We start from the raw sequence: 23,892 nt of genomic DNA, 5'->3' as shown, positions 1-23,892 counted from the left end.
CCTTTGTCATAAGTTGCTCCGGTCCATCCCCCGGAAAAGCATGGGGAGGTGAGCTATCTGCGTCTGCCCCATCTCAGCGGTGACCTGTTGTGCTTCGTGGCCGAGGACGACCTCTGGCTGACCCCGCTCGACGACCCCGGGCGTGCCTGGCGGCTGACCGTCGACCGCACGAAGGCCGGGCACCCCCGCTTCTCCCCCGACGGCCGCCACATCGCGTACACGACCTGGCGCAGCCTCGTCCCGGAGATCCACGTGGTCCCGGTGGACGGCGGTCCGGGGCGGCGCCTCACGTACTGGGGCAGCTCCGACACCCAGGTCCGCGGCTGGACGCCCCCCGACCCGGACGGGAACGCCGACATCCTCGCCGTCGCCTCCCACGGCGAGCCGTTCTCCTACTTCACCTGGTCCTACAAGGTCCCCACCGACGGCTCGCCCGGCCGCAAGCTCCCCTGGGGCCCGGTCTCCGACCTCCAGGTCGCCGACCTCGACGGCGAGCGCCGCACCCTCCTGCTCACCGGTACTCCCCCGCACGAGCCGGCCGCCTGGAAGCGCTACCGCGGCGGCGCCACCGGACGTCTGTGGCTGCACGGGCAGCGCCTGCTGGAAGGCCTCGACGGGCACCTCGCCTGCCCGCTCTTCGTCGGCGACCGCATCGCCTTCCTCTCCGACCACGAGGGCGTCGGCAACCTGTACTCCTGCGCCCACGACGGCTCCGACCTGCGCCGGCACACCGACCACGACGCCTTCTACGCCCGGCACGCCGCCGGCGACGGCACCCGCGTCGTCTACCAGTGCGCAGGAGAGCTGTGGATCGTCGACGACCTCGCCGCCGGCTCCGCGCCGCGCCGCGTCGACGTGCGCCTCGGCGGGCCGCGGGCCGGCCGGCGGCGCTACCAGATCCCGGCCGCCCAGCACGTGGACGGCATCTCCGTCGACGAGACCGGACGGGCGAGCGCCGTCGTCGTCCGCGGCAGCCTCTACTGGCTGACCCACCGGGACGGACCCGCCCGGACGATCGCCGACACGCCCGGGGTGCGGGTGCGGCTGCCGGAGATGCTCGGCTCGGGCGGCCAGGTCGCCTACGTCACCGACGCGGACGGCGAGGACGCCGTCGAGATCGCCTACCTGCCGCGCGCCAGCGGCGACCGCGCGCCGCGCCGGCTGGCCTCCGGAAGGCTCGGGCGGGTCCTCGAGATGGTGTCCGACCCGGCGGGCGAGCGGCTCGCGATCGCCTCGCACGACGGCCGGCTGCTGCTCGTCGACGTGAGCGAGGACCCCGAGGGCGGCTCCCCGGCGGAGCCCGGTGAGGACGCGGTCACCGAGCTGATCGCGTCGGTCAACGGTCCCGTCCGCGACCTTGCGTTCTCGCCGGACGGCGGCTGGCTGACCTGGTCGCACCCCGGCATCGGCCGCTCCCTGCGGCAGATCAAGATGGCCCGCGTCCTTGGCGTGGCGAAGGGCGAACGGATGGTCGTCGACGTCACCGACGGACGGTTCGAGGACGAGAACCCGGTCTTCACCCGGGACGGCCGCTACCTCGCGTTCCTGTCCTGGCGCGGCTTCGACCCGGTGTACGACGTGCACACCGGCGACCTGTCCTTCCCGCTGGGCTGCCGCCCCTACCTGGTGCCGCTGTCCTCGGCCACCCCCTCGCCCTTCGCGCTGACCCCGGAGGGCCGTCCGGCCGCCGGCGGCCTGGACCCGCTGCAGGACGGCGAGGGCGGGGAGGCCGGCGACGGGACCGTGACCGTCGAGGCCGAGGGGCTGGAGAGCCGGGTCACCCCCTTCCCCGTGCCGGCGTCCAAGTACTCCGCCCTGTACCCGGTCGCGGGCGGCGGACTGGTGTGGCTGCGCTGGCCGATCTCCGGCGCGCTGGGCGAGACGTTCGCGAACCCGGACGACACCAGCGGCCGGCCGACGCTGGAGCACTTCAGCATCGGCAAGGCCCGAAAGTCCGAACTCGTCGACCACCTCGACTGGTTCGCGCTCAGCGGTGACGGCAGCCGGCTGGTCGTCGTCGACGAGGGCGACCTGCGGGCGGTGCCGTCGTCCGAGACCGGGGACCCGGACTCCACGGTCTGGATCGACCTGCGGCGCATCCTGCACGAGGTGGACCCCGGCGCCGAATGGCGACAGGCGTACGAGGAGGCCGGCCGGCTGATCCGCGCCTACTTCTGGGACCCGGGGATGTGCGGCATCGACTGGGACGCGGTGCTCGACCAGTACCGCCCGCTCGTCGAACGCGTCGCGTCACCCGACGAGTTCGCGGACCTGCTGCGCGAGGTGCTGGGCGAGCTCGGCACCTCGCACGCCTATGTCACCGCCGCCCGCCGCAACGAGGGACCGCCGCACTACCAGCGCCTCCAGGGCCTGCTGGGCGTGAGCCTCGTCCGCCGGGACGCCGGCTGGGCCGTCCGCCGGATCCTGCCCGGCGACTCCTCCGACTCCAAGGCCCGCTCACCGCTGGCGGGCACCGGCATCCGCGAGGGCGCGGTGCTCACCCACGTCGACGGCCGGCCGGTCGATCCGGTGACCGGCCCCTACCCGCTGCTGGCCGGGGCCGGCGGCACCACGGTCGAGCTGACCTTCGCCCCGGCCGAAGGCGAGGCGGGCCGGGCGCGCCGGGTGGCCGTCGTCCCGCTCGTCGACGAACGCCCTCTGCGCTACCAGGACTGGGTCGCCAAACGCCGGGCCGTCGTCCGCGCGTTGAGCGGCGGCCGCTGCGGTTACCTGCACATCCCCGACATGGGCGGCTCGGGCTGGGCCCAGTTCAACCGGGACCTGCGCATGGAGGTGTCCAGGCCCGCGCTGATCGTGGACGTGCGCGGCAACGCGGGCGGCCACATCAGCGAGTTGGTCGTGGAGAAGCTGACGCGCACGATCCTCGGCTGGGACCTCACCCGAGGCGCCCAGCCGGTGTCGTACGCCTCGAACGCGCCGCGTGGTCCGGTGGTGGCGCTCGCCGACGAGGCGACCTCCTCGGACGGCGACATGATCGCGGCCGCGTTCAAACTGCTGAAGCTGGGCCCGGTGGTCGGCCAGCGCACCTGGGGCGGCGTGGTCGGCATGACCGGCCGCCATCAGCTCGGCGACGGCACCGTCATCACCGTCCCGATGAACGCGGCCTGGTTCGACGCCTACGGCTGGTCGGTGGAGAACCGGGGCGTCACCCCCGACCTGGAGGCCCTGCGCACGCCGCTCGACTGGGCCGAGGGCCGGTACGCCCAACTCGACGACGCCGTGAGGCTGGCTCTCGACCTCCTCGCCCTGACACCTCCGGCGACCCCGCCGGACCTCACCGACGTCCCCGACCGGTCCCGGCCGCGACTGCCGCCGCGCGGCGCGCAGAGCTGAGGACGCAGAGCCGAGACGCATCGGCGGCACGCGACGCCGACACGCATCGCCGACACGCGACGCGCTCGGGGCGCCCCTCCGGAGAAGGGCGCCCCGAGTGACCGGCCCGGCCGACTCAACTCGTCAGCGACGACTACATGTCGTAGTCGTGCGCGAGACGATCGTCGTCCTCGCGCCGCATCCGCTCGGTGTCCTGACCGGGACGCTCACCGGGACGCTGACCGGAGCGCTCGCCCGGACGCTCACCGGGACGGTCGCCGGAGCGGTCCGCGGGACGCTCGCCGGGGCGCTCGCCCGGGCGCTGCTTGCTGCCGCGCTGCTGGACCTGCTCCTTGGCCTGCTGGGCCTTCTGCTTGCCCTGCTGCTGCCACTGTTCGGTCTTGTCCTGGAACTTGTCCTTCATACCCATGTGGGTTCACTCCTGTAGGAGATGAGGGGGTTCGAGGCCCCGTGGTGGGGCCTCGACCAGATTCACACGGGCGGTCACGGCACGCATGTCGATCAACTACGCTGCGTAGCCTTCGTCTCCTCGTCGGCGGACCCGCCCGCGCCCACCAGCCCCGTGCGCATCCCCTGCAGCCGGGGCGCGAACCGCCGCATCTCACGCTGTCCTACGGTCCCGATCAGACCCGGCAGATATCCGCGCACGCCCTGCATGCCGCGCAGCCATCCCTGGCCGTACACGTGCGCCGAACGCCGCTCGATGCCGGCCACGATCCGGTCGACGGCCGGACCGAGCGGGTACGTCTTGTTCGCCGGCCAGGGCAGCCGCTGCCGCAACTCCCGCATCACCTCGTCCTGATCGGCCCCGCGCACCATGTCGGTGTCGGTCCACGACAGATAGCCGACGCCCACCCGCACGCCCTGGTGGCCGACTTCGGCGCGCAGACAGTGCGCGTACGCCTCCACGCCCGCCTTGGACGCGCAGTACGCGGTCATCATCGGCGCCGGCGTGATCGCGGCCAGCGAGGCGATCTGCAGGAGATAGCCGCGGCTCTCCTGCAGCAGCGGCAGGAAGGCGCGCGCGGTGACCGCGGAACCGATCAGGTTCACCTCGACGACCCGGCGCCAGACCTGCGGATCGGAGTCGGCGAACGGACCGCCGCCCGCCACGCCCGCGTTGGCGACCACGATGTCCACCTTGCCGAAGCGCTCCTTCACCTCCGCCGCGACCCGGGCCATCGCCTCGTGGTCGGTGACGTCGGCGTACCAGTGGTCGCTGTCGCCGTGCAGCCGCTCGGAGACCTGCTTGAGCGCGTCCGGCTCCAGACCGACCAGCGCGATCTTCGCGCCGCGCGCGGAGAGCTTGCGGGCCAGCAGCTCGCCCACGCCGCGCGCGGCCCCCGTGACGACGGCGACCTGCCCCTCGAGGCTCACCCTGCTCATGCGCCCTCCTTCAACTGCGAGTAAGTGCTGACGAGTTCCCGGATGCGGCCGGTGACGACACCGGGCGCCTCGACCGGCGTCATATGGCCGAGGCCGGGCAGTTCGGTGACGCCCAGGCAGTTCGGCAGCGCCGCGGCGATGCGGTGGGCGTGCACCGGCGGGGTCAGCCGGTCGCCGGTGCCGACGATCACCGCCGTCGGCACGCTCAACTCCCGTACCCGGTGGTCGAGGTCGAGCAGACTCAGCACATGCGACCAGGCGTGCCGCACCTTGCGCGGACAGGCGTGCACGATGCGGGCGCAGGCGTCCACCATGTGAGGGGCCGAACCGGCGCCCATCGTGGCGTACTTGAGGATCCGCTTCGCGACGGGCGTGACCGGTCCGAGGGGCGCCCTCGAGCCGAGGACGTGCCCGGTCAGCCAGGTCCGCAGCCGGCCGGCCCGCAGGGGCAGCACGGTGGACTCGGCGACCAGCCCCGAGGCGCCGGTGCTGCACAGCAGGACCGCCGCCGCATGCTCCCGGAAGGCGTCCCTGGTGGCCGCCGCGAGGACCGTCATGCCGCCCATGGAGTGCCCGGCGATCACGGCCTTCTCGCCGCGCGCGAGCGTCGCGGTGAGCACCGCCTCCAGGTCGTCGGCCAGCGTGTCCGTGCTGCACGCCGGGCTCGCCGGGGTGCGGCCGTGGCCGCGCTGGTCGTAGGCGATGACACGGTGGTCGGCGGCGAGCTCCCGGATCTGGTCCGCCCAGAACGCGGTCGAGCAGGTCCAGCCGTGCGCGAGGACGACGGCGGGCGCGCCCTGCGGCCCGTACACCTCGACGTGCAGGGACGTGCCGTCGGCGGAGACGGCGGTCAGGTCGCGGCGGGCGCTCACACCGTCACCCCGCTGTCGGCCGTGCGGGGGCCGGCCGGGGCCACGGGCGCGCGCAGGACCTCGTACTCGGCGAGGTCCACCCCTCGCGTCGCCCGCCGGAACTCGGAGGTCGTGCCGGGCCAGACGGTGGTGTTGCGGCCGTTCGCGTCCAGGTACCAGCTGGTGCAGCCGCCGGTGTTCCACACCGTGCGCCGCATCCGGTCCTGCACCCGGCGGTTCCAGGCGTGCACGGCGCTCGGGCGGGCGTCCAGGGCCACCCGGCCTCCGAGGACGTCCAGCTGGCGCAGATAGTCGGCCAGGTAGTTCAGCTGGGACTCGATCATGAGGATCATGGAGGAGTTCCCGAGGCCCGTGTTCGGGCCGATGACCGTCATCCAGTTGGGGAAGCCGGCGGCGGAGGCGCCGCGCAGGGCCTCCATGCCGTCCTTCCAGCTCTCCGCCAGCGTCCGCCCGTCGGCGCCCACCACCCGGTCGGCGATCGGCATGTCGGTCACGTGGAAGCCGGTGCCGAAGACGATCACGTCCGCCTCGGCCTCGCTGCCGTCGGCGGCCACCAGCGTGGACCCGCGCACCTCGCTCAGCCCGCTCGCGACGACGTCCACGTTGGGCTGCGCGAGCGCCGGATAGTAGGCGCTGGACAGCAGGATCCGCTTGCAGCCGATGCGGTAGTCCGGGGTGAGCCTGGCCCGCAGGGCCGGGTCCTTGATGACCCGGGCCATGTTCTGCCGGGCGAGCTTCTCGACGAGACCGAGTTGGTTCGGCCGCTTGGTGAACGCCTGGACCTGCAGCTCCCGGATGCCCCACAGCAGCCCGCGGCGCGCCTTCGCGGTGACGGGCAGGGCCCGGTGCAGGGCGCGCTCCGCGCCGCTGATCGCCCGGTCGACACGGGGCATCACCCACGGCGGGGTGCGCTGGAACAGGGTCAGCCGGGAGACGTCGGGCTGCAGGGCGGGCACGATCTGGATGGCGGAGGCGCCGGTGCCGATCACGGCGACGCGCTTCCCGGCGAGGTCGGCGTCGTGGTCCCAGCGGGCCGAGTGGAAGACCTCCCCGGGGAAGGAGTCCAGGCCGGGGATCTCCGGGATCTTCGGGTCGGACAGCGGTCCGGTGGCCGACACGACGACGTCGGCGAAGTAGCGCCCCGCGCTCGTCTCGACGTCCCAGCGCAGCTCCTGCGCGTCCCAGGTCATCCGCAGCACCTCGGAGTCGAGCCGCAGGTGCGGCCGCAGCCCGAACACGTCCGTGACGTGCTCCAGATAGGCGCGGATGTGCTCCTGCCCGGAGAAGGTGCGCGGCCAGTCGGGGTTCGGGGCGAAGGAGAAGGAGTACAGGTGGGAGGGCACGTCGCAGGCGCAGCCCGGGTAGCTGTTGTCCCGCCAGGTCCCGCCGACGCTGCTCGCTCGTTCCAGGATCACGAAGTCGGTGATCCCCTCCCGGCGCAGCCGCACGGCGGCCCCCAGCCCGCCGAAGCCGGACCCGATCACCGCCACCCGTACGTGTTCGGTCATCCCGACACCTCCTGCCGTGCGACTCTCGCGACTCTGCCAGTGACTACTGGCGCAATGGGAGCGTAGAGCAGCTCCGTACTGATGGGTAGGCCCTGGGAAGGAAAGTTACCCGCGGTACAACATAGGCTTCGGCCGTGACGGAGAAGAGGGAGTACCGAACGGAGGAGCTGGCCGCGAAGGCCGGCATCACGGTGCGCACCCTGCGCTTCTACCGCGAACGCAAACTGCTCGCGCCGCCCCGCCGCGAGGGCCGCATCGCCTGGTACGACGACCATCACCTGGCCCGTCTGCGCACCATCGCCGCCCTGCTGGAACGCGGCCACACCCTCACCGGCATCGCGGAGCTGGCGGACGCCCTCGACCAGGGCCGCGACGTCGCCGACCTCATCGGCGTCGGCGGCCCCACCGAGGAGGAGCCGGTCCGCCTCACCCCCGAGGAGCTCGCCGCCCGCTTCGAGGGCCAGGCCACCCCCGAGAACCTCGCCGCCGCCCTCCAACTCGGCTACCTGGGCACCGACGGCGACGAGATCGTCCACATCAGCCGCCGCCTGCTGGACGTCTCCACCGCCCTGGTCCGCGAGGGCATCCCGCTCGCGGAGGTCCTGGCGGCGGGCGTGCGCGTCCGCGCCCACGCCGACGCTCTGGCCGAGCTCTTCACCGAACTGATCCTGCGCCACGCCACCGAACAGGAACTCCCCCGCCTGCGCCCGCTGGCCCGCAGCGTCGTCGAGGCGGAGGTCTCCCTCGCCATGGACCGACGACTGCGCAAGGAGACGCCGGAAGCGAAGGACGAAGGCGGCCGGCCCTGACGATCCCTCGCGCGAGGGAACCGATGCCGACGGCCCAGGTCACGACGGCCTACGTCACGACGCCCTTCCGCCCGGCGGCCGCCTCCCGCCGATGCCGTCGACCACCGCTGCCGTCAACCGCCGCTGCGCCGGAGCACTTTGCCCTTCCCGTCCGCCTCCAGCGTTCCCGTGCCCCCGTCGCCGGTGACCACGATCCTGAGCGTGAGCGACCCGGTGACGCCGTCGGCCGTCAACTGCCAGCTCCGCGGGGAGCCGACGCCGAGGCCGGTCCGGGCCTCCTCGACCAGCGCGGGGAAGCGATCGTAGGGCAGGGAACGCGGGTCGAACCCGGCGCTCTTCACACCCGTGGGGGAGAAGACGACCGTCAGCAGGCGGTCCTGCACGACGACGACGAGTGCCCGGCGCTTGTCCGCGCCCCGCGTCAGCGACTCGACGGCCTGGCGCAGTTCGCCCTGGTCGAGCATCGACCGGCCAGGACCGACGGTGACGGTGCCCGTCGCCGACGTCACGGTCGCCGTGGACGACGAGGAGGAGACGGACGGCCCGGGAGCGCCGCGCTCGCCCTCGTGGGAGTCGCACAGGTCGCCGCGGAAGAGCAGGAGCACGGCCGCCGTGCCGAGCAGCAGACCGAGGAGGACGAGGAGACCGCCGGCACAGCCCACCGGGGTGTCGCTCTTCATGGCCGGACCGGGCGCCGAGTCCACGCGGGCCGCGGCCGCCCGCTCCTCCCACTGCCGCGTCGGCCGCTTCACGATCCGCGTCTTCCACGGCCGGTCCGGCGGATACTCGACCACCACGATCCCGCGCGGCCGGTAGTCGGGAAGCTCGACGAGATTGACGTCCTGCCGCACCTCGACGCGGAACGCGGGCGCGTCGTCCGGCGCCACGGTCAGTTCGAACCGCACCGGTACGTCGCTGCTCTCACCCCCGACGGCCTTCAGGCTCTCGATCATCGCGACCGCCGTGCACGGTACGACGGCCGCCTCACGGGCCCGGCGCGGCAGCGTGGCGAGGAGGAAGAGAAGCCCGTAAACCGCGGGCAGGACCAGCCCCACGACGACCAACGCCACCTTCTCGACGACGCACCCGCCGATGAAGGCCGTCAGCGACGCCCCGGTCACCCCGCCCGTCAGGAACGCCCGGCCGAGCCCGGCGGTGTGCTGTGCGTGGGCGGCGCGCCCGCGGCTGTCGTCATGCGGCCGATTGTTCACGCCGCGGGCGTCGCGGTCAGCGGCGCCCCACGCCCGTCCTCGTCACAGCGCGAACACCACGGTCACCGGGGCATGGTCCGACCACCGTTCCTCATGGCTGGCCGCGCGCTCCACGACCGTCTTGACGGCCCGCGCCGCAAGACCGGGCGTCGCAACGGCGAGGTCGATCCGCCAACCTGAATCGTTGTCGAAGGCCCGTCCCCGGTAGGACCACCAGGTGTACGGGCCCGTCGCCTCCGGGTGGAGTTCGCGCACGACGTCGACGTAGCCGCCGTCCGTCGGGGTGAGGACCCGGGTGAGCCAGGCGCGCTCCTCGGGCAGGAAGCCGGAGTTCTTGGCGTTGGCGCGCCAGTTCTTCAGGTCCGCCTGCTGGTGGGCGATGTTCCAGTCGCCGCAGACGAGGACCTCGCGGCCGTCGGCGGCGGCGCGGGCGCGCAACTCCTTGAGGTACGCGAGGAACTCGCCCATGAAGCGGAGCTTCTCGTCCTGCCGCTCGGTGCCCACCTCTCCGGAGGGCAGATAGAGGGAGGCGACCGTCACACCGGGCAGATCGGCCTCCAGGTAGCGGCCGGACCCGTCGAACTCGGACGAGCCGAAGCCCACGCGGACGGCGTCCGGCTCACGGCGGGTGTAGAGGGAGACGCCGGCGCGGCCCTTGGCGGCGGCCGGGGCATGGGTGACGTGCCAGCCCTCGGGGGCCCGGACCGCCTCCGGCAGTTGCTCCGGCTCGGCTCGCACCTCCTGCAGGCACAGCACGTCGGCGGAGGTGTCCGCGAGCCACTCGACGAAGCCCTTCTTCGCGGCGGCGCGGAGTCCATTCACGTTCACGGAGGTCACGGTCAGCACCCGGGCACGATACCGGCCGCCGGGCGCCGCGCCGGACCTGGTCCCGTTCCCGGCCGTACGGGGACGCCGAAGGTTCGGTTGTGCCTACACGTACTGTGTTCGGCGTGAGAATACGTCCGGTCCCCTTCGACCATCCCGACGCGGTCAAGCTCAACGACGAGGTCCAGGCCGAGTACCACGAGCGATACGGCGACGGCGGCGACGCCACCGTCCTCGCGCCCGCCGACTTCCAGCCGCCGCGCGGCGTCTATCTGATCGCCTACGACGAGGCCGACCGCCCGGTCGCCACCGGCGGCTGGCGCAGCCAGGACGAGAACGGCGAGGGCAACCAGGACGGCGACGCCGAACTGAAGCGGATGTTCGTGGTCCGGGACATGCGCGGACGCGGCCTGGCACGGCGGATGCTCACCGCGCTGGAGGAGAGCGCGCGGGACGCGGGCCGTGTCCGGATGGTGCTGGAGACCGGCACCGAGCAGCCGGAGGCGATCGCCCTGTACACCTCCAGCGGGTACGAGCCGTGCACGAAGTTCGGCTACTACCGCACGTACGACGCGAGCCGCTGCTTCGCCAAGCCGCTCGCCCACTGAGGGCGCGCCTTCTCGGACTTCCTCCGCGCCTGGGGCCGCACCCGCGGCCTCAGGCCCCGACCAAGAAGGCCGGCCGCCGCACGTCACTGCCGTACGACATGGCCAAAGCCCCGGTCGGGAATCCCGACCGGGGCTTTGAGCTGCAGTGGACCTGTGGGGATTTGAACCCCAGACCCCCTCGATGCGAACGAGGTGCGCTACCGGACTGCGCCACAGGCCCTTGCAACGAGTGAAACTCTAGCATCCCCGTCGGCGTGCTTGGAAATCCGTTCCCCGAGGCCGGAGGCGGGGAGCCGGAGATCATTCGTTGGCGGCCCGCGGACGCTCGCCGTCCTCGTACTGGTCGAACAGCGGGGTGCGGCCGCGCTCGCGGGAGCGCCGGGCCGAGGCCGCGCGCCGGGCGTCGCTGCGTTCGCCGTCCTCCGCGCCCCTGTCCTCCGCCGCGGCGTCGTCCCGCGCATGGTCGGGGTCGTCCGATCCGGTGGCCGTCGCGTCCCCGGCGTCCGCCGTGTCGTGCTCGGGGGCGACCGAGCTGGAGCGGGCCGAGCTCCAGGCGTCCGCCGCTCCGAGATCGACGTCGGAGGTCGCCCGGGGCGCGACCGGGGCGGTCACGTACGTCGGCAGCGGCACCGGGACCGGGTCCCAGCTGTCGCCGTGGCCGGGGCGGCGCTGCCGCTCGCGCTGCTGGTCGATCCACTCCGCGTGGTCCGTCTGCTCGACGAGCGCCCTGCGGTCCGCGGCGAGCGCCAGCAGGCCCGGGTCGGTCTCCGGTTCGGGGCCCGCGTGCGGTTCCTCTGCGCCGGCGCCGGGGCCGGGGTCCGCGGACGACGCGTTCGCCGGGGCGGGCGCGCGCCTGCGCGGCTGACGCTCCCGCAGCCGCTGCGCGGCGACCTCGGCGCGCCTGCGGTCCATGTGGAACGCGAAGCGGCGGCGCTCCTGGGCGCGCAGGTATCCGATGTACGCGCTGAGCAGGACGGCGGGCACGGCGGGCGCCCAGAGGAAGGCGAGGCCGCCGACCGCCGCGACGACCGCGCCGATCGTGAAGGCGAAGAAGAGCATCACGGTGGTGCGCCGGCGGCGGGCGAGCGACTTCGAGCGCTGGGCGCGCGCTGCGGCCGCCTGCGCGGAGGCCGTGCGCCGGGCGTCCGGCACCCGCCTGCCGGCGGCAGCGGAGCCGCCGGCCGAGCCCGCGTCACGGGCGGCGGCGGAAGCCGTGCCGTGGGCGGCGGACGCATGGCCCGCGGACGCGTCGTCGTGCGTCTGCCGGGCGTTGTGGTCGCGCTGTTCCCGGGCGGCGACCCTGCCCGCCTGCTCGCGCACCGGTTCGCGCGTCTGCTCACGGGACTGGTCCCGCGCCGGTTCCGAGCGGCCGGGCGCTCTCTCCTGGCCGCGGTCCGCACCGCGGTCCTGGCCGCGCTCGTGGACGTGGGCCGTCACCTGCGGTCGGGTCGGGGGCATGGCGAAGGACCGGACGTCCACCGAGTCGGTGACGGCGTCCGAGGCGTCGGCGACGGGCTCCCCCTCCTCGGTGGAGCGCGACTTCAGGTCCCTGGCGTACCGGCGCTCCATACCCGCCCGTCCGGACAGCAGCCGGATGGCGGTGCTGAAGCGTTCCGTAGGACGGGCCTCGTTCAGCTCGTCCTGCCTACGGAGCCACATAGGCACCAAGTAGGCGGCCCAGGCCCCGACGATGACTGCGTAGATGAGGCCGCTGCTGCTCACGCCTCACACGGTAGAGGGGTTTGCGTGAGGCCATCCGCCAATTGAGTCGGTGTGTCGCACGATCCGGCTGATATTTCGAACTTTTTTTGTGACCGATGCGATCAGCAGGCCGCCTAGGGCGCGAATTCCCCGCCCCAGACGGTCAACCTTCGATCACTTTCGAACATTTATTCAATTTCCCGGACCCTGGCGATTCCCGTCGGCATTCGCCGAGGTGTTCGGGTTCAGCGGTTCGCCGCCAGACGCTGAACGCCGGACGTCCGGCGTCAGACGTCAGGTGTCAGGCGTTGCGGTGGTCGCGGGGGACGCTGGTGGAACGGGTGCGCCGCCACCGGCTCAGCAGACCCTCCGGGACCTCCTCCGCCGTCAGCGCGAACACGAGGTGGTCCCGCCAGGCCCCGTCGATGTGGAGATAGCGCGGCCGCAGCCCTTCCTCGCGGAATCCGAGTTTCTCCACCACCCGGCGGCTGGGCCCGTTCTCGGGCCGAATGCAGACCTCGATGCGGTGCAGTCCGACAGTGCGGAAACAGTGGTCGACGACGAGCGCCACGGCGGTCGGCATCACTCCGCGGCCGGCCACCGACTCGTCCACCCAGTAACCGACGTGCCCGGAGCACATGGAGCCCCAGGTGATCCCCGCGACGGTCAACTGTCCGACGAGCCGCCCCTGGTACTCGATGACGAACGGCAGCATCCGTCCGGCGTGCGCCTCGGTGCGCAGGTGCCGGACCATCTGACGGTAGGTCGGCCGGTGCGCGATCGGTCCGCTCGGCGCGGGCGGCGGGATGGTCGCCTCCCAGGGGCGCAGCCAGTCCCGGTTGCGCCGGTTGACCTCACGCCAGACCCGCTGGTCGCGCAGCTTTATCGGCCGCAGGACGATGTCGCCCTCCACCAGTTCCACGGGCCAGGACGGGCTGTTCAGCTCGCACCTCCCCGGCTCGGTCCGGGGTGGTCGCCGCCCCGGATCTGGTCGACGGCGTGGATCAGCAGGGGTTCGAGGACGGCGAGGCCGTCCTTCACCCCACCGGTCGATCCCGGCAGGTTGACGATCAGCGTGCCGCGCGCCAGACCGGCCAGGCCGCGGGAGAGCGCCGAGGTGGGCACCTTGTCGCGGCCGTAGGCCCGGACGGCCTCGGCGATGCCCGGGATCTCCAGGTCGAGCACCGCGCGGGTCGCCTCCGGCGTGCGGTCGGTGGGCGAGACGCCGGTGCCGCCGGTGGTGACGATGACGTCGTAGCCCGCCTCGACGCCGGCCCTCAGCGCGGCCTCGACCGGGTCGCCGTCCGGCACGACCTGCGGGCCGTCGACGGCGAATCCGAAACCGCGCAGGCCCTCGGCGACCAGGGGGCCGCCCCGGTCCTCGTAGACGCCCGCGGCCGCGCGGTTGGACGCGGTGACCACCAGCGCGCCGTACGGCGCGAGCAGCGCCGGTCCCGTGTCGCCGGCCGACGCGCCGGGGTTCGCGTCCTGTGTCATGTCCGGCTCCAGTCGCCCGACTTGCCGCCCGTCTTCTCCTCCACGCGCACGTCCGTGATGACCGCTCCCTTGTCGACCGCCTTGACCATGTCGATCACGGTGAGCGCGGCGACGGAGACCGCGGTGAGGGCCTCCATCTCGACGCCCGTGCGGTCCGTCGTCTTCACCGTGGCGGTGATCTCCACGGCGTCGTCCGCGACCGACAGGTCCAGTTTCACACCGGAGACGGCGAGAGGGTGGCAGAGCGGGATCAGGTCGGGAGTGCGCTTGGCGCCCATGATCCCCGCGATCCGCGCGGTGGCCAGCGCGTCCCCCTTGGGGACCCCTTCGCCGCGCAGCAGCCCGACCACGCGGGGCGAGACGAGGACGCGCCCACTGGCCCGGGCGGTGCGGGAGGTGACGTCCTTGCCGGAGACGTCGACCATGCGGGCGGCGCCCGCGTCGTCGATGTGCGTCAGTCGGTCCTGCGTACTCATGGTCGTGTGGCGCTCCCGGTCCGGGCCCGGCGCGGTGCGGCGCGGGGGCCTGTTGTGCGCGACACGGTACCCCCAACCAGGAGGCCTCAGCCGAGGAGGACCACCTCGACGTCGGCGCCCGGCTCGACGGACTCCGTGTCCTCGGGGACGACGATCAGCGCGTCGGCGTGCGCGAGGGCGGCGACCAGGTGGGAGCCGGCGCCGCCGACCGGGCGGACGGCGCCGTCGGCGTAGGTGGCGCGCAGGAACTGTCTGCGGCCCTTCGGCGAGGTCAGGGCCTCGTCGGCGGTCAGCTTCGCGCGCGTGGTGGGACGGTGGACGTCCTCGAGTCCCATCAGGGTGCGGATGGCGGGCCGCACGAAGAGCTCGAAGGAGACGTACGACGACACGGGGTTGCCGGGCAGGGCCAGCAGGGGGATGTGGTCGGGGCCGACGGTACCGAAGCCCTGGGGCTTGCCGGGCTGCATGGCGAGCTTGCGGAAGTCGACGCCGCCGCCCTCCTCGTCCTCGTCGCCGACGTGCTCCAGGGCCTCCTTGACGACGTCGTACGCGCCCACGCTGACCCCGCCGGTGGTGACCAGGAGGTCGGCGCGGACGAGCTGGTCCTCGATGGTGGAGCGCAGGGTGTCGGCGTCGTCGGCGACCGCGCCGACCCGGTAGGCGATGGCCCCGGCGTCGCGAGCGGCGGCGGTGAGGGCGAAGCTGTTGGAGTCGTAGATCTGACCGCTGCCGAGCGGCTCGCCGGGCTGGACGAGTTCGCTTCCGGTGGACATCACGACCACGCGCGGGCGCGGGTGCACGCGCACCGAGCCGCGGCCGATCGCGGCGAGCAGGGCGATCTGGGGCGGGCCGAGGACGGTGCCGGCTTCGAGGGCCCGGTCGCCCGCCCGCACGTCGCTGCCCTTCGCGCGGACGTGCGCGCGTGCCGCCGCGGGCCGGTACACGCGCACCTGCCCGGAAGCCTGCTCGGGGGCGAGACTGCGGGCCCGCATGCCGCCGACCGGGCCCTCGCCGAGCCCGCCGTCGGTCCACTCCACGGGGACGACGGTCTCCGCGCCCCCCGGCAGCGGGGCGCCGGTCATGATCCGGGCGGCCTGGCCCGGCCCCACGTGCAGCAGGTCGGCCTGGTGGCCCGCCGCGATGTCCCCGACGACGTCCAGCGCCGCGGGGAACTCCTCGCTCGCGCCCGCGATGTCCGCGACCCGTACCGCGTAGCCGTCCATGGAGCTGTTGTCGAAGGGCGGCAGCGAGACCGGCACCGTGACGTCCTCGACGAGCACACAGCCCTGGGCGTCGGGCAGTTGCAGCTCGATGGGCTCCAGCGGGCGGACGGCGGCGAGGATGTCGTCCAGATGCTCGTCGACCGACCAGAGTCGGTCCTGGCCGGCGGGGCGGGGCGCGGCGGTGCTCAAAGTTGCTGCATCTCCTCGGTGACGTAACGGCGAAGCCAGGAACGGAAGTCCGGACCCAGATCCTCACGTTCGCACGCGAGTCTGACAATGGCACGCAGATAGTCGCCGCGGTCGCCGGTGTCATAGCGGCGGCCCTTGAAGACGACGCCGTGGACCGGACCGCCGACCTTCTCGTCCAGCGCGAGCTGCTGGAGGGCGTCGGTCAGCTGGATCTCGCCGCCGCGGCCGGGCTCGGTCTCGCGCAGCACGCCGAACACGCCCGGGTCGAGCACATAGCGGCCGATGATGGCGTAGTTCGAGGGGGCGTCCGCCGGGTCCGGCTTCTCCACGAGGCCCGTCACCTTGACGACGTCGCCGTCCACGGTGGTCTCCACGGCCGCGCAGCCGTACAGGTGGATCTGCTCGGGGGCGACCTCCATGAGGGCGACGACGCTGCCGCCGTGCTGCTCCCGCACCTCGATCATCCGCCGGAGCAGCGGGTCGCGGGGGTCGATCAGGTCGTCGCCGAGCAGGACGGCGAACGGCTCCTGTCCGACGTGCGGGGCCGCGCACAGGACGGCGTGGCCGAGGCCCCTGGGGTCGCCCTGGCGGACGTAGTGCATCGTCGCGAGGTCGCTGGACTGCTGCACCTTGGCGAGCCGCGCGGCGTCGCCCTTCTTCTGCAGGGCCGACTCGAGTTCGTAGTTGCGGTCGAAGTGGTCCTCGAGGGGGCGCTTGTTGCGGCCGGTGACCATGAGGACGTCGTCGAGGCCGGCGGAGACGGCCTCCTCGACCACGTACTGGATAGCGGGCTTGTCCACGACCGGCAGCATCTCCTTGGGAGTGGCCTTGGTCGCCGGCAGGAACCGGGTGCCGAGACCGGCTGCGGGGATGACAGCCTTGCTGATCCGTGGGTGCGACTGAGTCATGGCGGCAACACTATCCGGTGACTTTGAGAGGAATCTGTGACTCTGCTCAATTAATGATCATATGAACATATTGAAGCTGTGCGGGAGTGCCGCGAGAGCGGTGCGCAAGCGGTGCGGGAGCGACACATGAGCCATCTCGAAGGCGAACCGGAGCCTGACAAACGTACGTTGCGGCGGGGTTTCCTCGCCGCGCGGAACGCGTTGACGACCGACGACGTGCGCACGGCGGCCCTCGCGCTGGCCGAGCACGCGGGAGAACTGCCCGAGTTGGCGCACGCGCGCACGGTGGCGGCGTACGTCTCCGTGGGCGGCGAACCCGGCACCCTGACGCTGCTGGACGCGCTGCACGCGCGGGGCGTGCGCGTCCTGCTCCCCGCGCTGCTGCCGGACAACGACCTGGACTGGGGCGCCTACGCCGGGGAGGGCTCGCTCGCGCCCGTCCGGCACGGTGGCCGGACGGCCCTGCTGGAGCCGGCCGGCGAGCGCCTCGGCCCGGACGCGGTGACCGGCGCCGACGTGGTGCTGCTGCCCGGCCTCGCGGTCGACGCGGGCGGCATGCGGCTGGGACGCGGCGGCGGATCGTACGACCGCGTGCTGGCCCGGCTGGCGGCCGCCGGCGCCCGTCCGCCGCTGGTGGTGCTTCTGTACGACGGCGAGGTCGTCGACCGGCTGCCGACGGAGGCGCACGACCGGCCGGTGCACGCCGTGGTCACGCCGTCCGGGGTGCGGCGCTTCGTCTGAGACGACGACGGGCCCGCCACGCGCGCGTGGAGGGCCCCTCGTCCGCCGGGTCGCTCAGGGTTCGAGCACCAGGGTGTCGACCGTGCTGCCGTCGACCGCCTTCTTGCGGAAGGACCAGTCGAGCAGCTCACCGTCGGCCCACTTGCCGGTCTGGTCGGTGTAGTGGGCGCTGAAGGCATGCCCCGAGGCGCCGGTGAGGTTGATCCACTTCGACTTGTCGAGGTCGGCGAGGTTGACCACCATCCGCATCGACGGCACCCACACCACGCCGTAGCCGCCGGCCGCGTTCCAGCCGGTCGCGTCGACCGTCGCCTCGCCGCCGCCGAGCTTCCAGGGGCCCCGGTTGAGGATGTACTGCAGGAAGCCGGGGCCGCTGGTGCCCAGGGTCTGGTTCTTCAGGAACAGGCGGTGCAGCCGGCCCCAGCTCCAGGTGTCGATGTCCTTGCCGAGCTTGGCGGTCAGCTCCCAGCGGGCGTCGATCATGGCCCGCTCGAACAGCTTGTCCCGGTCGTGGACGGCCTCGGGGCGGGTGCCGACGGCGGGCGTCGTCCACCACGGGCTGTCCTTCTTCTCCACGAGCCGGCGCACCACCTCGAACCAGCGGTCGCCGCCGTCCGGCTGCGCCTGGTCGGCGTCGCGCTGCCCGCACTCGCGGACCTTGTCCGTGTCGTCGACGGGTCCGGTGGTGTTGACCGGGTCGACCCACAGGCACTGGCCCTTGACGCGCAGCTCCTTGGGCAGCTTGTTGCCGAAGGCCAGCTTCAGGATGTTGCGCCAGACCGCGTTGAAGTAGGCGGCGGCGGCCGAGTCGGCGTCCTGGCTGTAGTCCCAGCCCTGCAGGAGGTTCTGCGCCTCACGGACGTCGGGGTCCTTCAGGTTGATCTTCAGCAGGTACGGCCTCAGCAGCTTCGCGATCTGGCTGTCGTCGTCCAGCTGCATCTGGCGCATGTCGTCCGTGGAGATCTTGCCGCCGCCCTTGATCTTGCTCTTGATCAGGTCGGTGATCCGCTGGCTGCGCGCGCCGTAGCCCCAGTCCGTGGTGAGCGTGTAGGGGTACTTGTCCTTGTCGATCACGGCCTGGTTGGCGGTGACGATGTACCCGCGAGCGGGGTCGTACTCGTAGGGCAGCTCGTCGAACTTGATGTAACCCCGCCACCGGTACCTGGAGTCCCAGCCCTCCGCCGGCACCGCGCCGTCCACGCCCTTCGCCCGCGTGGGGATCTTGCCCGGCAGCTGGTACCCGATGTGGTTCTGCCTGTCGGCGTAGACGAGGTTCTGCGAGGGGACGTCGAAGAGCTCGGCCGCCTTGCGGAAGTCCTTCCAGTCCTTCGCCTTGTCCATGGCGAAGACGGCGTCCATGGTGGTGCCCGCTTCCAGCGCGGTCCACTTCAGGGCGACGCCGTAGCCGTCGCCGCGGTCGGGCGCCTCGCCCTCGACGGAGGCCTTCTTCCCGACGTCGACGAGTTCGTCGTCACGGTCGGACAGCAGGGGCATGTTGTCCTCGGTCTGCCGGACGACGATCTTCTTGGAGTCGCCGCCCGCGACCTTGATGGTCTCCTCGCGCGTGCGGAACGGCTTCACCTTGCCGTCGTACTGGTAGCCGTCGTCCCCGGAGAGCTTCTCCAGGTAGAGGTCGGTGACGTCGACGCCGGAGTTGGTCATCCCCCAGGAGATGTCCGCGTTGTGGCCTATCACCACGCCGGGCATCCCCGCGAAGGTGTAGCCGGCGACGTCGTACTGGCACGTGCTGGAGACCTTCCGGCAGTGCAGGCCCATCTGGTACCAGACGGACGGCAGCGAGGCCGACAGGTGCGGGTCGTTGGCCAGCAGCGGCTTGCCGGTGATCGTGTGCGCGCCGCCGACGACCCAGCTGTTGGAGCCGATGCCGTTGCCGTTCACGCCGACGGCGGTGGGCAGGTCGTCCAGGACGTCGTACAGGCCCGAGAGCTGGCTCTGCAGGGCCGAACCCGAGCCGCCCGACGTGCCGCCGCTGCCGGACGCGTCGCCGGGCCCGGAGCCGCCTCCGTCGCCGGAGCCGCTGCCGCCCTCGCCGTCGCCGTCGCTCTGCTCGAACGTCCGGGTCAGCTTGTCGTACTGGCCTTCCTGGACGATCGGCTGATTGGCCCCGTAGCGGTACTCCGGGTACAGGTCGGCGATCTGCTGCGGGCCGAGGCGGCTGGTCATCAGGGCGCGGTCGATCTCGTCCTGCATGTTGCCGCGCAGGTCCCAGGCCATCGCCTTCAGCCAGGACACCGAGTCGACCGGCGTCCACTCGGCGGGCTTGTAGTCGTTGGTGAACCCCAGGGCCGCGTACTCCAGGGAGATGTCCGCGCCGTCCTTGCCCTGGAGGTAGGCGTTGACGCCCTGGGCGTACGCCTGGAGGTACTTCTTGGTGGAGGCGGAGAGCTTGGTGTCGTACTCCGTCTTGGCGATCCGGTCCCAGCCCAGGGTGCGCAGGAACTCGTCGTTGTCGACCTGGCTCTCGCCGAACATCTCCGACAGCCGCCCGGCGGTCATGTGCCGGCGGACGTCCATCTCGTAGAAGCGGTCCTGGGCCTGTACGTAACCCTGCGCCATGAACAGGTCGGCGTCGGAGTCCGCGTAGATCTGCGGGATGCCGTAGCCGTCCCGCTGGACGCTCACGGGCCCGGCGAGGCCCTTGAGCGTGATCGAACCCGTGGTCTGCGGGAAGGACGCGCGGACCGTGCTGATGGACCAGTAGGCGCCGTAGGCGATGCCTCCGATGATGGCCAGCACCAGTACAAGAACGATCAAACGGGCTTTGCGCCCCTTCTTCCTGCCGGACTTGACGGGCTTGTCACCCGATGTGGCGGTGGTGTTGGGGGGCATCGCTGTCCTTGCTGTCCTAACGCGAGCGGCAGGCGGGCTGTCCTTTGAATGAGCGCTGGAGCAACCATAGGCGCAGGGGTTCGCGCCACTTGACGCGGAGTCGGGTACCGGCGCGGAAGGATGTTCGATCTCACGGTCGCGGAGCGTCAAGAAATCGTCAAGAGTTAGGTAAGGTAATGAAGTACCTGGGCCCGGGGCGTGCAGCTTCGTGTCCCATGTGACCAGTGCACATGTGCGCCCGTGCCCGAGGCGCGCGCGCCGGTGAAGGGAACCGCCGCTGACTGTCCACCACCTCAACCAGCTCCTGCTCGTCTGCTCCCTCGTACTGCTCGTCGCCGTCGCAGCGGTCCGGATCTCCTCGCGCAGCGGGCTCCCCAGCCTGCTCGTCTACCTGGGGATCGGCATCGCCATGGGCCAGGACGGCATCGGCGACATCCACTTCGACAACGCCGAACTGACCCAGGTCATCGGCTACGCCGCCCTGGTCGTGATCCTCGCCGAGGGCGGCCTGGGCACGAAGTGGAAGGAGGTCCGGCCGATCCTGCCCTCCGCCACGGCGCTGGCGCTGGCCGGGGTCGCGGTGAGCGTCGGCGTCACGGCCACGGCCGCGCACTTCGTGACGGGGCTGGAATGGCGGCAGGCGCTGATCATCGGCGCGGTGGTGTCCTCGACGGACGCGGCGGCGGTCTTCTCCGTCCTGCGCAAGATCCCCCTGCCCGCGCGCGTGACGGGCACCCTGGAGGCCGAGTCCGGCTTCAACGACGCCCCGGTGGTCATCCTGGTCGTCGCCTTCTCCACGGCGGGCCCCGTCGAGCACTGGTACCTGCTGCTCGCCGAGATACTCCTGGAGCTGGCGATCGGCGCCGCCATCGGCCTCGCGGTCGGCTGGCTGGGCTCCTGGGGCCTGCGGCACGTGGCGCTGCCCGCCTCCGGCCTCTACCCGATCGCCGTCATGGCGATCGCGGTCACCGCGTACGCGGCCGGCTCACTGGCCCACGGCAGCGGCTTCCTCGGCGTCTACCTCGCCTCGATGGTGATGGGCAACGCCAAGCTGCCGCACTGGCCCGCCACGCGCGGGTTCGCCGACGGCCTCGGCTGGATCGCCCAGATCGGCATGTTCGTGCTGCTCGGCCTGCTGGTCACCCCGCACGAGCTCGGGGACGACGTGCTGCCCGCGCTCGTCATCGGCCTGGTGCTGACCATGGTCGCCCGCCCGCTCAGCGTCGTGCTGTGTCTGACGCCGTTCCGGGTGCCCTGGCAGGAGCAGACGCTGATGTCCTGGGCGGGGCTGCGCGGCGCCGTGCCCATCATCCTGGCGACGATCCCCATGGTGAACGGCGTCGACGCCAGCCGCCGCATCTTCAACATCGTCTTCGTCCTGGTCGTCGTCTACACCCTGATCCAGGGGCCGACGCTGCCCTGGCTGGCGCGCAAGCTGCGGCTCGGCGGCGACCCCGAGGCCGCCGACCTGGGCGTCGAGTCGGCGCCGCTGGAGCGACTGCGCGGGCACCTGCTGTCCGTGGCGATCCCCGAGGGGTCGAAGATGCACGGCGTCGAGGTCGACGAACTGCGGCTGCCGGCCGGGGCCGCCGTCACCCTCGTCGTACGCGACGGGACGTCGTTCGTGCCGCTGCCCGCGACCGTCCTGCGGCACGGCGACGAACTCCTCGTCGTGGCCACCGACCCGGTCCGCGACGCGGCCGAGAAGCGGCTGCGCGCCGTCGGGCACGGCGGAAAGCTCGCCGGATGGCTGGGCACCGGCGGCGACACCCGTTAAGTGCATGTTTCGCACCGTTCACACCCCCCGCATTCCGAGGGCGACCGGCCCGGCGGTGCTCCTTTTCACAGGTGGGGAGCGCCTTGATCCCTGTACGATGAAGGCGCACCTTGATCGAACCAACTCTGCCTGACGCAGAGCTGGCGCGACCGTATGGCGGCCGGGACACCCTCGCAGCGGAGACCGGCATCTACCGCAGCACGCGCAAGAGGACAGCTCTCGGCGCCCCCGCACGGGCGCGCTACCAGGCGGCAGAAAGGCACGGCCGTGGCATCCACGGTCACCACCGAGCCGTCGAAGGACTCGTCGGCATCCGCCCGCCCGGGATACGGGCAGCTGCTGCGCACCCGCGGCGCCTGGACGTTCCTGCTGCCCGGCTTCGCCGCCCGCCAGCCGTTCGCGATGCTCACCCTCTCCATCGTGCTGCTCGTGCAGCACACCACCGGCTCCTACGGGGCGGCCGGCGCCGCCGCGGCCGTCACCGGCGTCTCCATGGCGCTGTTCGCCCCCTGGAGCGGCCGTCTCGCCGACCGCTACGGGCAGCGCGCCGTGCTGGTACCCGGCGTCCTCGTGCACACCGTGTCGGGCCTGGCGCTCACCGCCCTCGCCCTCGCCCACGCGCCGCTGTGGGCGGTGTTCGCGGCGGCCGTGCCCACGGGCGCCTCGGTGCCGCAGGTCGGCCCCATGGTGCGGGCCCGCTGGGGCGTGCGGCTGAAGGGCTCGCCGCTGATGACCACCGCGGCGGCCTTCGAGTCCGTCACCGACGAGCTCACCTTCGTCTTCGGCCCGCTGCTGGCGACCGCCCTGTGCACCGCCGTGCACCCGGCGGCCGGTCTGCTCACCGAGGCCTCGCTGACCCTGCTCGGCGGGCTGCTGTTCGCCGCACAGCGGAGCACGCAGCCCCAGGTCGCCGCCGCCGGGCACGCGCGCGTGGAACACTCCTCGGCCCTGCGCGTCCCCGGGGTGCGCGTGCTGATCGTGACCTTCCTGGGCATCGGCTCCGTCTTCGGCGGCATGCAGGTCTCGCTGGCCGCGTTCACCGAGTCGATCGGCGAGCCCGGCCTGAACGGCGTCCTGTACGGCACCTTCGCCGCGGGCAACATGCTCTCCGGCCTGGTCTGCGGCGCCGTCGCCTGGAAGGCCGCGCCGCAGCAGCGCCTGGTCGTCGCCTACGCCGCGCTGGCGCTCGTCGCCTCCGGGCTGTGGGCGGCGCACTCGGTGCTCGTGCTGGCAGGCCTCGGCCTGCTGGTCGGCATGTGCATCGCGCCCGCGCTGATCACCGGCTACACCCTGGTCGAGGGCCTGGTCCCGGCCGGCGCCCGCACCGAGGCGTTCACCTGGCTGACCGGCGCGGTGGCACTCGGCCAGGCGGCCGCCGTCACGATCGCCGGACAGCTGGAGGACCGCCTCTGGGGCGGCTCCGGTTTCCTGGTCCCGATGGGCGGCACCCTGCTGGCCCTGGCCACCCTGCTGGCCCTGCGGTCGCGGCTCGCGGCGCGCCCCCGCGAACGCACCGTCGCACGTGGCGTCGGTCACCGCGTGCCGGTGACAGTGGACTGAACCCGGGGAATGCGTCAAGATAGACCGTCGTTAGCACTCACTGAGTGAGAGTGCCAGGAGGAAGACAGTGCCGACCTACCAGTACCAGTGCACCGAGTGCGGCGAGGGCCTCGAGGCGGTGCAGAAGTTCACCGACGACGCCCTGACCGAGTGCCCCAACTGCGGTGGCCGCCTCAAGAAGGTGTTCTCCGCCGTCGGCATCGTCTTCAAGGGCTCCGGTTTCTACCGCAACGACAGCCGCGGCTCCTCGTCGAGCAGCTCGCCGTCGTCGTCCTCGAAGCCGTCGACGTCCGGTTCCGACACGAAGTCGTCGAGCACGAGCTCCTCGTCCTCCTCGGACTCCAAGTCGTCGAGCAGCGGCACCTCCGCCGGCAGCAGCTCCGCCGCATAGGACGCC

The 23,892-nt window shown here is 72.3% G+C and carries 19 protein-coding genes, 1 tRNA gene and 1 pseudogene; 7 read left to right on the top strand and 14 right to left on the bottom strand.

The annotated features are described in order from the left end of the window. The first annotated feature begins 48 nt into the window (after nucleotides 1–48). Complete coding sequence (locus OHS82_RS24375) at nucleotides 49–3,354, top strand: S41 family peptidase (RefSeq protein ID WP_328434471.1); 3,306 nt, start codon at nucleotides 49–51, stop codon at nucleotides 3,352–3,354. Nucleotides 3,355–3,487: 133 nt separating this feature from the next. Here the strand turns inward: OHS82_RS24375 and OHS82_RS24370 are convergent, their stop codons facing one another. From OHS82_RS24370 to OHS82_RS24355, 4 genes are all read right to left on the bottom strand, one after another. Beyond that, nucleotides 3,488–3,763, bottom strand: coding sequence for a hypothetical protein (locus OHS82_RS24370; protein ID WP_063894266.1), 276 nt, complete (start codon nucleotides 3,761–3,763; stop codon nucleotides 3,488–3,490). A gap of 92 nt (nucleotides 3,764–3,855) precedes the next feature. Beyond that, nucleotides 3,856–4,740 carry an SDR family oxidoreductase gene (locus tag OHS82_RS24365; protein ID WP_057578776.1) on the bottom strand — a complete coding sequence of 295 codons (885 nt, stop codon included), beginning with the start codon at nucleotides 4,738–4,740 and terminating at the stop codon, nucleotides 3,856–3,858. Then, a complete protein-coding gene (locus OHS82_RS24360; protein WP_328434470.1) occupies nucleotides 4,737–5,612 on the bottom strand; it encodes an alpha/beta fold hydrolase in 876 nt (291 codons plus the stop codon). Before OHS82_RS24360 ends, OHS82_RS24365 begins: the two co-directional genes overlap by 4 nt. Continuing rightward, nucleotides 5,609–7,120 carry a flavin-containing monooxygenase gene (locus OHS82_RS24355; RefSeq protein ID WP_057578780.1) on the bottom strand — a complete coding sequence of 504 codons (1,512 nt, stop codon included), beginning with the start codon at nucleotides 7,118–7,120 and terminating at the stop codon, nucleotides 5,609–5,611. Before OHS82_RS24355 ends, OHS82_RS24360 begins: the two co-directional genes overlap by 4 nt. 134 nt (nucleotides 7,121–7,254) lie before the next feature. On the opposite strand from OHS82_RS24355, the gene OHS82_RS24350 reads away from it, so the two are divergent. Then, entirely contained in the window at nucleotides 7,255–7,929 is a 675-nt protein-coding gene (locus OHS82_RS24350) for a MerR family transcriptional regulator (protein WP_057578782.1), read from the top strand. Between the two features lie 113 nt (nucleotides 7,930–8,042). Here OHS82_RS24350 and OHS82_RS24345 read toward each other — a convergent pair. Further along, nucleotides 8,043–9,124 (bottom strand): annotated as a pseudogene (locus tag OHS82_RS24345) (hypothetical protein). Between the two features lie 58 nt (nucleotides 9,125–9,182). Beyond that, the gene (locus OHS82_RS24340) at nucleotides 9,183–9,986 is read right to left on the bottom strand and encodes an exodeoxyribonuclease III (RefSeq protein ID WP_057578786.1); all 804 of its coding nucleotides are present in this window, start codon (nucleotides 9,984–9,986) and stop codon (nucleotides 9,183–9,185) included. Nucleotides 9,987–10,090: 104 nt separating this feature from the next. Between OHS82_RS24340 and OHS82_RS24335 the strand changes: the two genes are divergently transcribed. Then, nucleotides 10,091–10,573, top strand: a complete 483-nt coding sequence (locus OHS82_RS24335; RefSeq protein ID WP_057579362.1) for a GNAT family N-acetyltransferase — start codon at nucleotides 10,091–10,093, stop codon at nucleotides 10,571–10,573. Between the two features lie 146 nt (nucleotides 10,574–10,719). On the opposite strand, the gene OHS82_RS24330 is transcribed toward OHS82_RS24335, so the two are convergent. From OHS82_RS24330 to galU, 7 genes are all read right to left on the bottom strand, one after another. After that, nucleotides 10,720–10,793 (bottom strand) — tRNA-Ala (locus OHS82_RS24330). An 80-nt stretch (nucleotides 10,794–10,873) separates the two neighbouring features. Continuing rightward, nucleotides 10,874–12,295 (bottom strand): divisome protein SepX/GlpR, encoded by a 1,422-nt coding sequence (gene sepX / locus OHS82_RS24325; RefSeq protein ID WP_328434469.1) that lies wholly within the window; start codon nucleotides 12,293–12,295, stop codon nucleotides 10,874–10,876. Between the two features lie 280 nt (nucleotides 12,296–12,575). Beyond that, nucleotides 12,576–13,187 (bottom strand): GNAT family N-acetyltransferase, encoded by a 612-nt coding sequence (locus OHS82_RS24320; protein ID WP_242433174.1) that lies wholly within the window; start codon nucleotides 13,185–13,187, stop codon nucleotides 12,576–12,578. 26 nt (nucleotides 13,188–13,213) lie between these two features. Continuing rightward, nucleotides 13,214–13,771 (bottom strand): MogA/MoaB family molybdenum cofactor biosynthesis protein, encoded by a 558-nt coding sequence (locus OHS82_RS24315; RefSeq protein ID WP_079041259.1) that lies wholly within the window; start codon nucleotides 13,769–13,771, stop codon nucleotides 13,214–13,216. Then, nucleotides 13,768–14,247: a cyclic pyranopterin monophosphate synthase MoaC gene (gene moaC / locus OHS82_RS24310; protein ID WP_057578792.1), complete on the bottom strand. Its 480-nt coding sequence runs from the start codon at nucleotides 14,245–14,247 to the stop codon at nucleotides 13,768–13,770. The genes OHS82_RS24315 and moaC overlap by 4 nt, the downstream gene beginning before the upstream one ends. An 86-nt stretch (nucleotides 14,248–14,333) precedes the next feature. Continuing rightward, nucleotides 14,334–15,659 carry a molybdotransferase-like divisome protein Glp gene (gene glp, locus OHS82_RS24305; RefSeq protein ID WP_057578794.1) on the bottom strand — a complete coding sequence of 442 codons (1,326 nt, stop codon included), beginning with the start codon at nucleotides 15,657–15,659 and terminating at the stop codon, nucleotides 14,334–14,336. Then, nucleotides 15,656–16,567, bottom strand: a complete 912-nt coding sequence (gene galU, locus OHS82_RS24300; RefSeq protein ID WP_057578796.1) for a UTP--glucose-1-phosphate uridylyltransferase GalU — start codon at nucleotides 16,565–16,567, stop codon at nucleotides 15,656–15,658. Before galU ends, glp begins: the two co-directional genes overlap by 4 nt. Nucleotides 16,568–16,693: 126 nt before the next feature. On the opposite strand from galU, the gene OHS82_RS24295 reads away from it, so the two are divergent. Beyond that, nucleotides 16,694–17,308, top strand: coding sequence for a 5-formyltetrahydrofolate cyclo-ligase (locus OHS82_RS24295; protein ID WP_328434468.1), 615 nt, complete (start codon nucleotides 16,694–16,696; stop codon nucleotides 17,306–17,308). A gap of 54 nt (nucleotides 17,309–17,362) precedes the next feature. Here OHS82_RS24295 and OHS82_RS24290 read toward each other — a convergent pair whose 3' ends face one another. Beyond that, the gene (locus OHS82_RS24290) at nucleotides 17,363–20,158 is read right to left on the bottom strand and encodes a penicillin acylase family protein (RefSeq protein ID WP_328434467.1); all 2,796 of its coding nucleotides are present in this window, start codon (nucleotides 20,156–20,158) and stop codon (nucleotides 17,363–17,365) included. Between the two features lie 277 nt (nucleotides 20,159–20,435). On the opposite strand from OHS82_RS24290, the gene OHS82_RS24285 reads away from it, so the two are divergent. The 3 genes from OHS82_RS24285 to OHS82_RS24275 all read left to right on the top strand — a co-directional run bounded on the left by OHS82_RS24285 (nucleotide 20,436) and on the right by OHS82_RS24275 (nucleotide 23,886). Further along, nucleotides 20,436–21,935 carry a potassium/proton antiporter gene (locus tag OHS82_RS24285; protein WP_107105214.1) on the top strand — a complete coding sequence of 500 codons (1,500 nt, stop codon included), beginning with the start codon at nucleotides 20,436–20,438 and terminating at the stop codon, nucleotides 21,933–21,935. A 267-nt stretch (nucleotides 21,936–22,202) separates the two neighbouring features. Further along, complete coding sequence (locus tag OHS82_RS24280; RefSeq protein ID WP_328434466.1) at nucleotides 22,203–23,495, top strand: MFS transporter; 1,293 nt, start codon at nucleotides 22,203–22,205, stop codon at nucleotides 23,493–23,495. A gap of 67 nt (nucleotides 23,496–23,562) precedes the next feature. Beyond that, nucleotides 23,563–23,886 carry an FmdB family zinc ribbon protein gene (locus OHS82_RS24275; protein ID WP_057578806.1) on the top strand — a complete coding sequence of 108 codons (324 nt, stop codon included), beginning with the start codon at nucleotides 23,563–23,565 and terminating at the stop codon, nucleotides 23,884–23,886. Nucleotides 23,887–23,892: the final 6 nt, after the last annotated feature.

Origin of the sequence: Streptomyces sp. NBC_00425, from assembly GCF_036030735.1 — a bacterium.
Classification (GTDB): domain Bacteria; phylum Actinomycetota; class Actinomycetes; order Streptomycetales; family Streptomycetaceae; genus Streptomyces.
The sequence above is the reverse complement of the archived record's forward strand: the minus strand, read 5'-3'. Positions and strand labels throughout refer to the sequence as shown.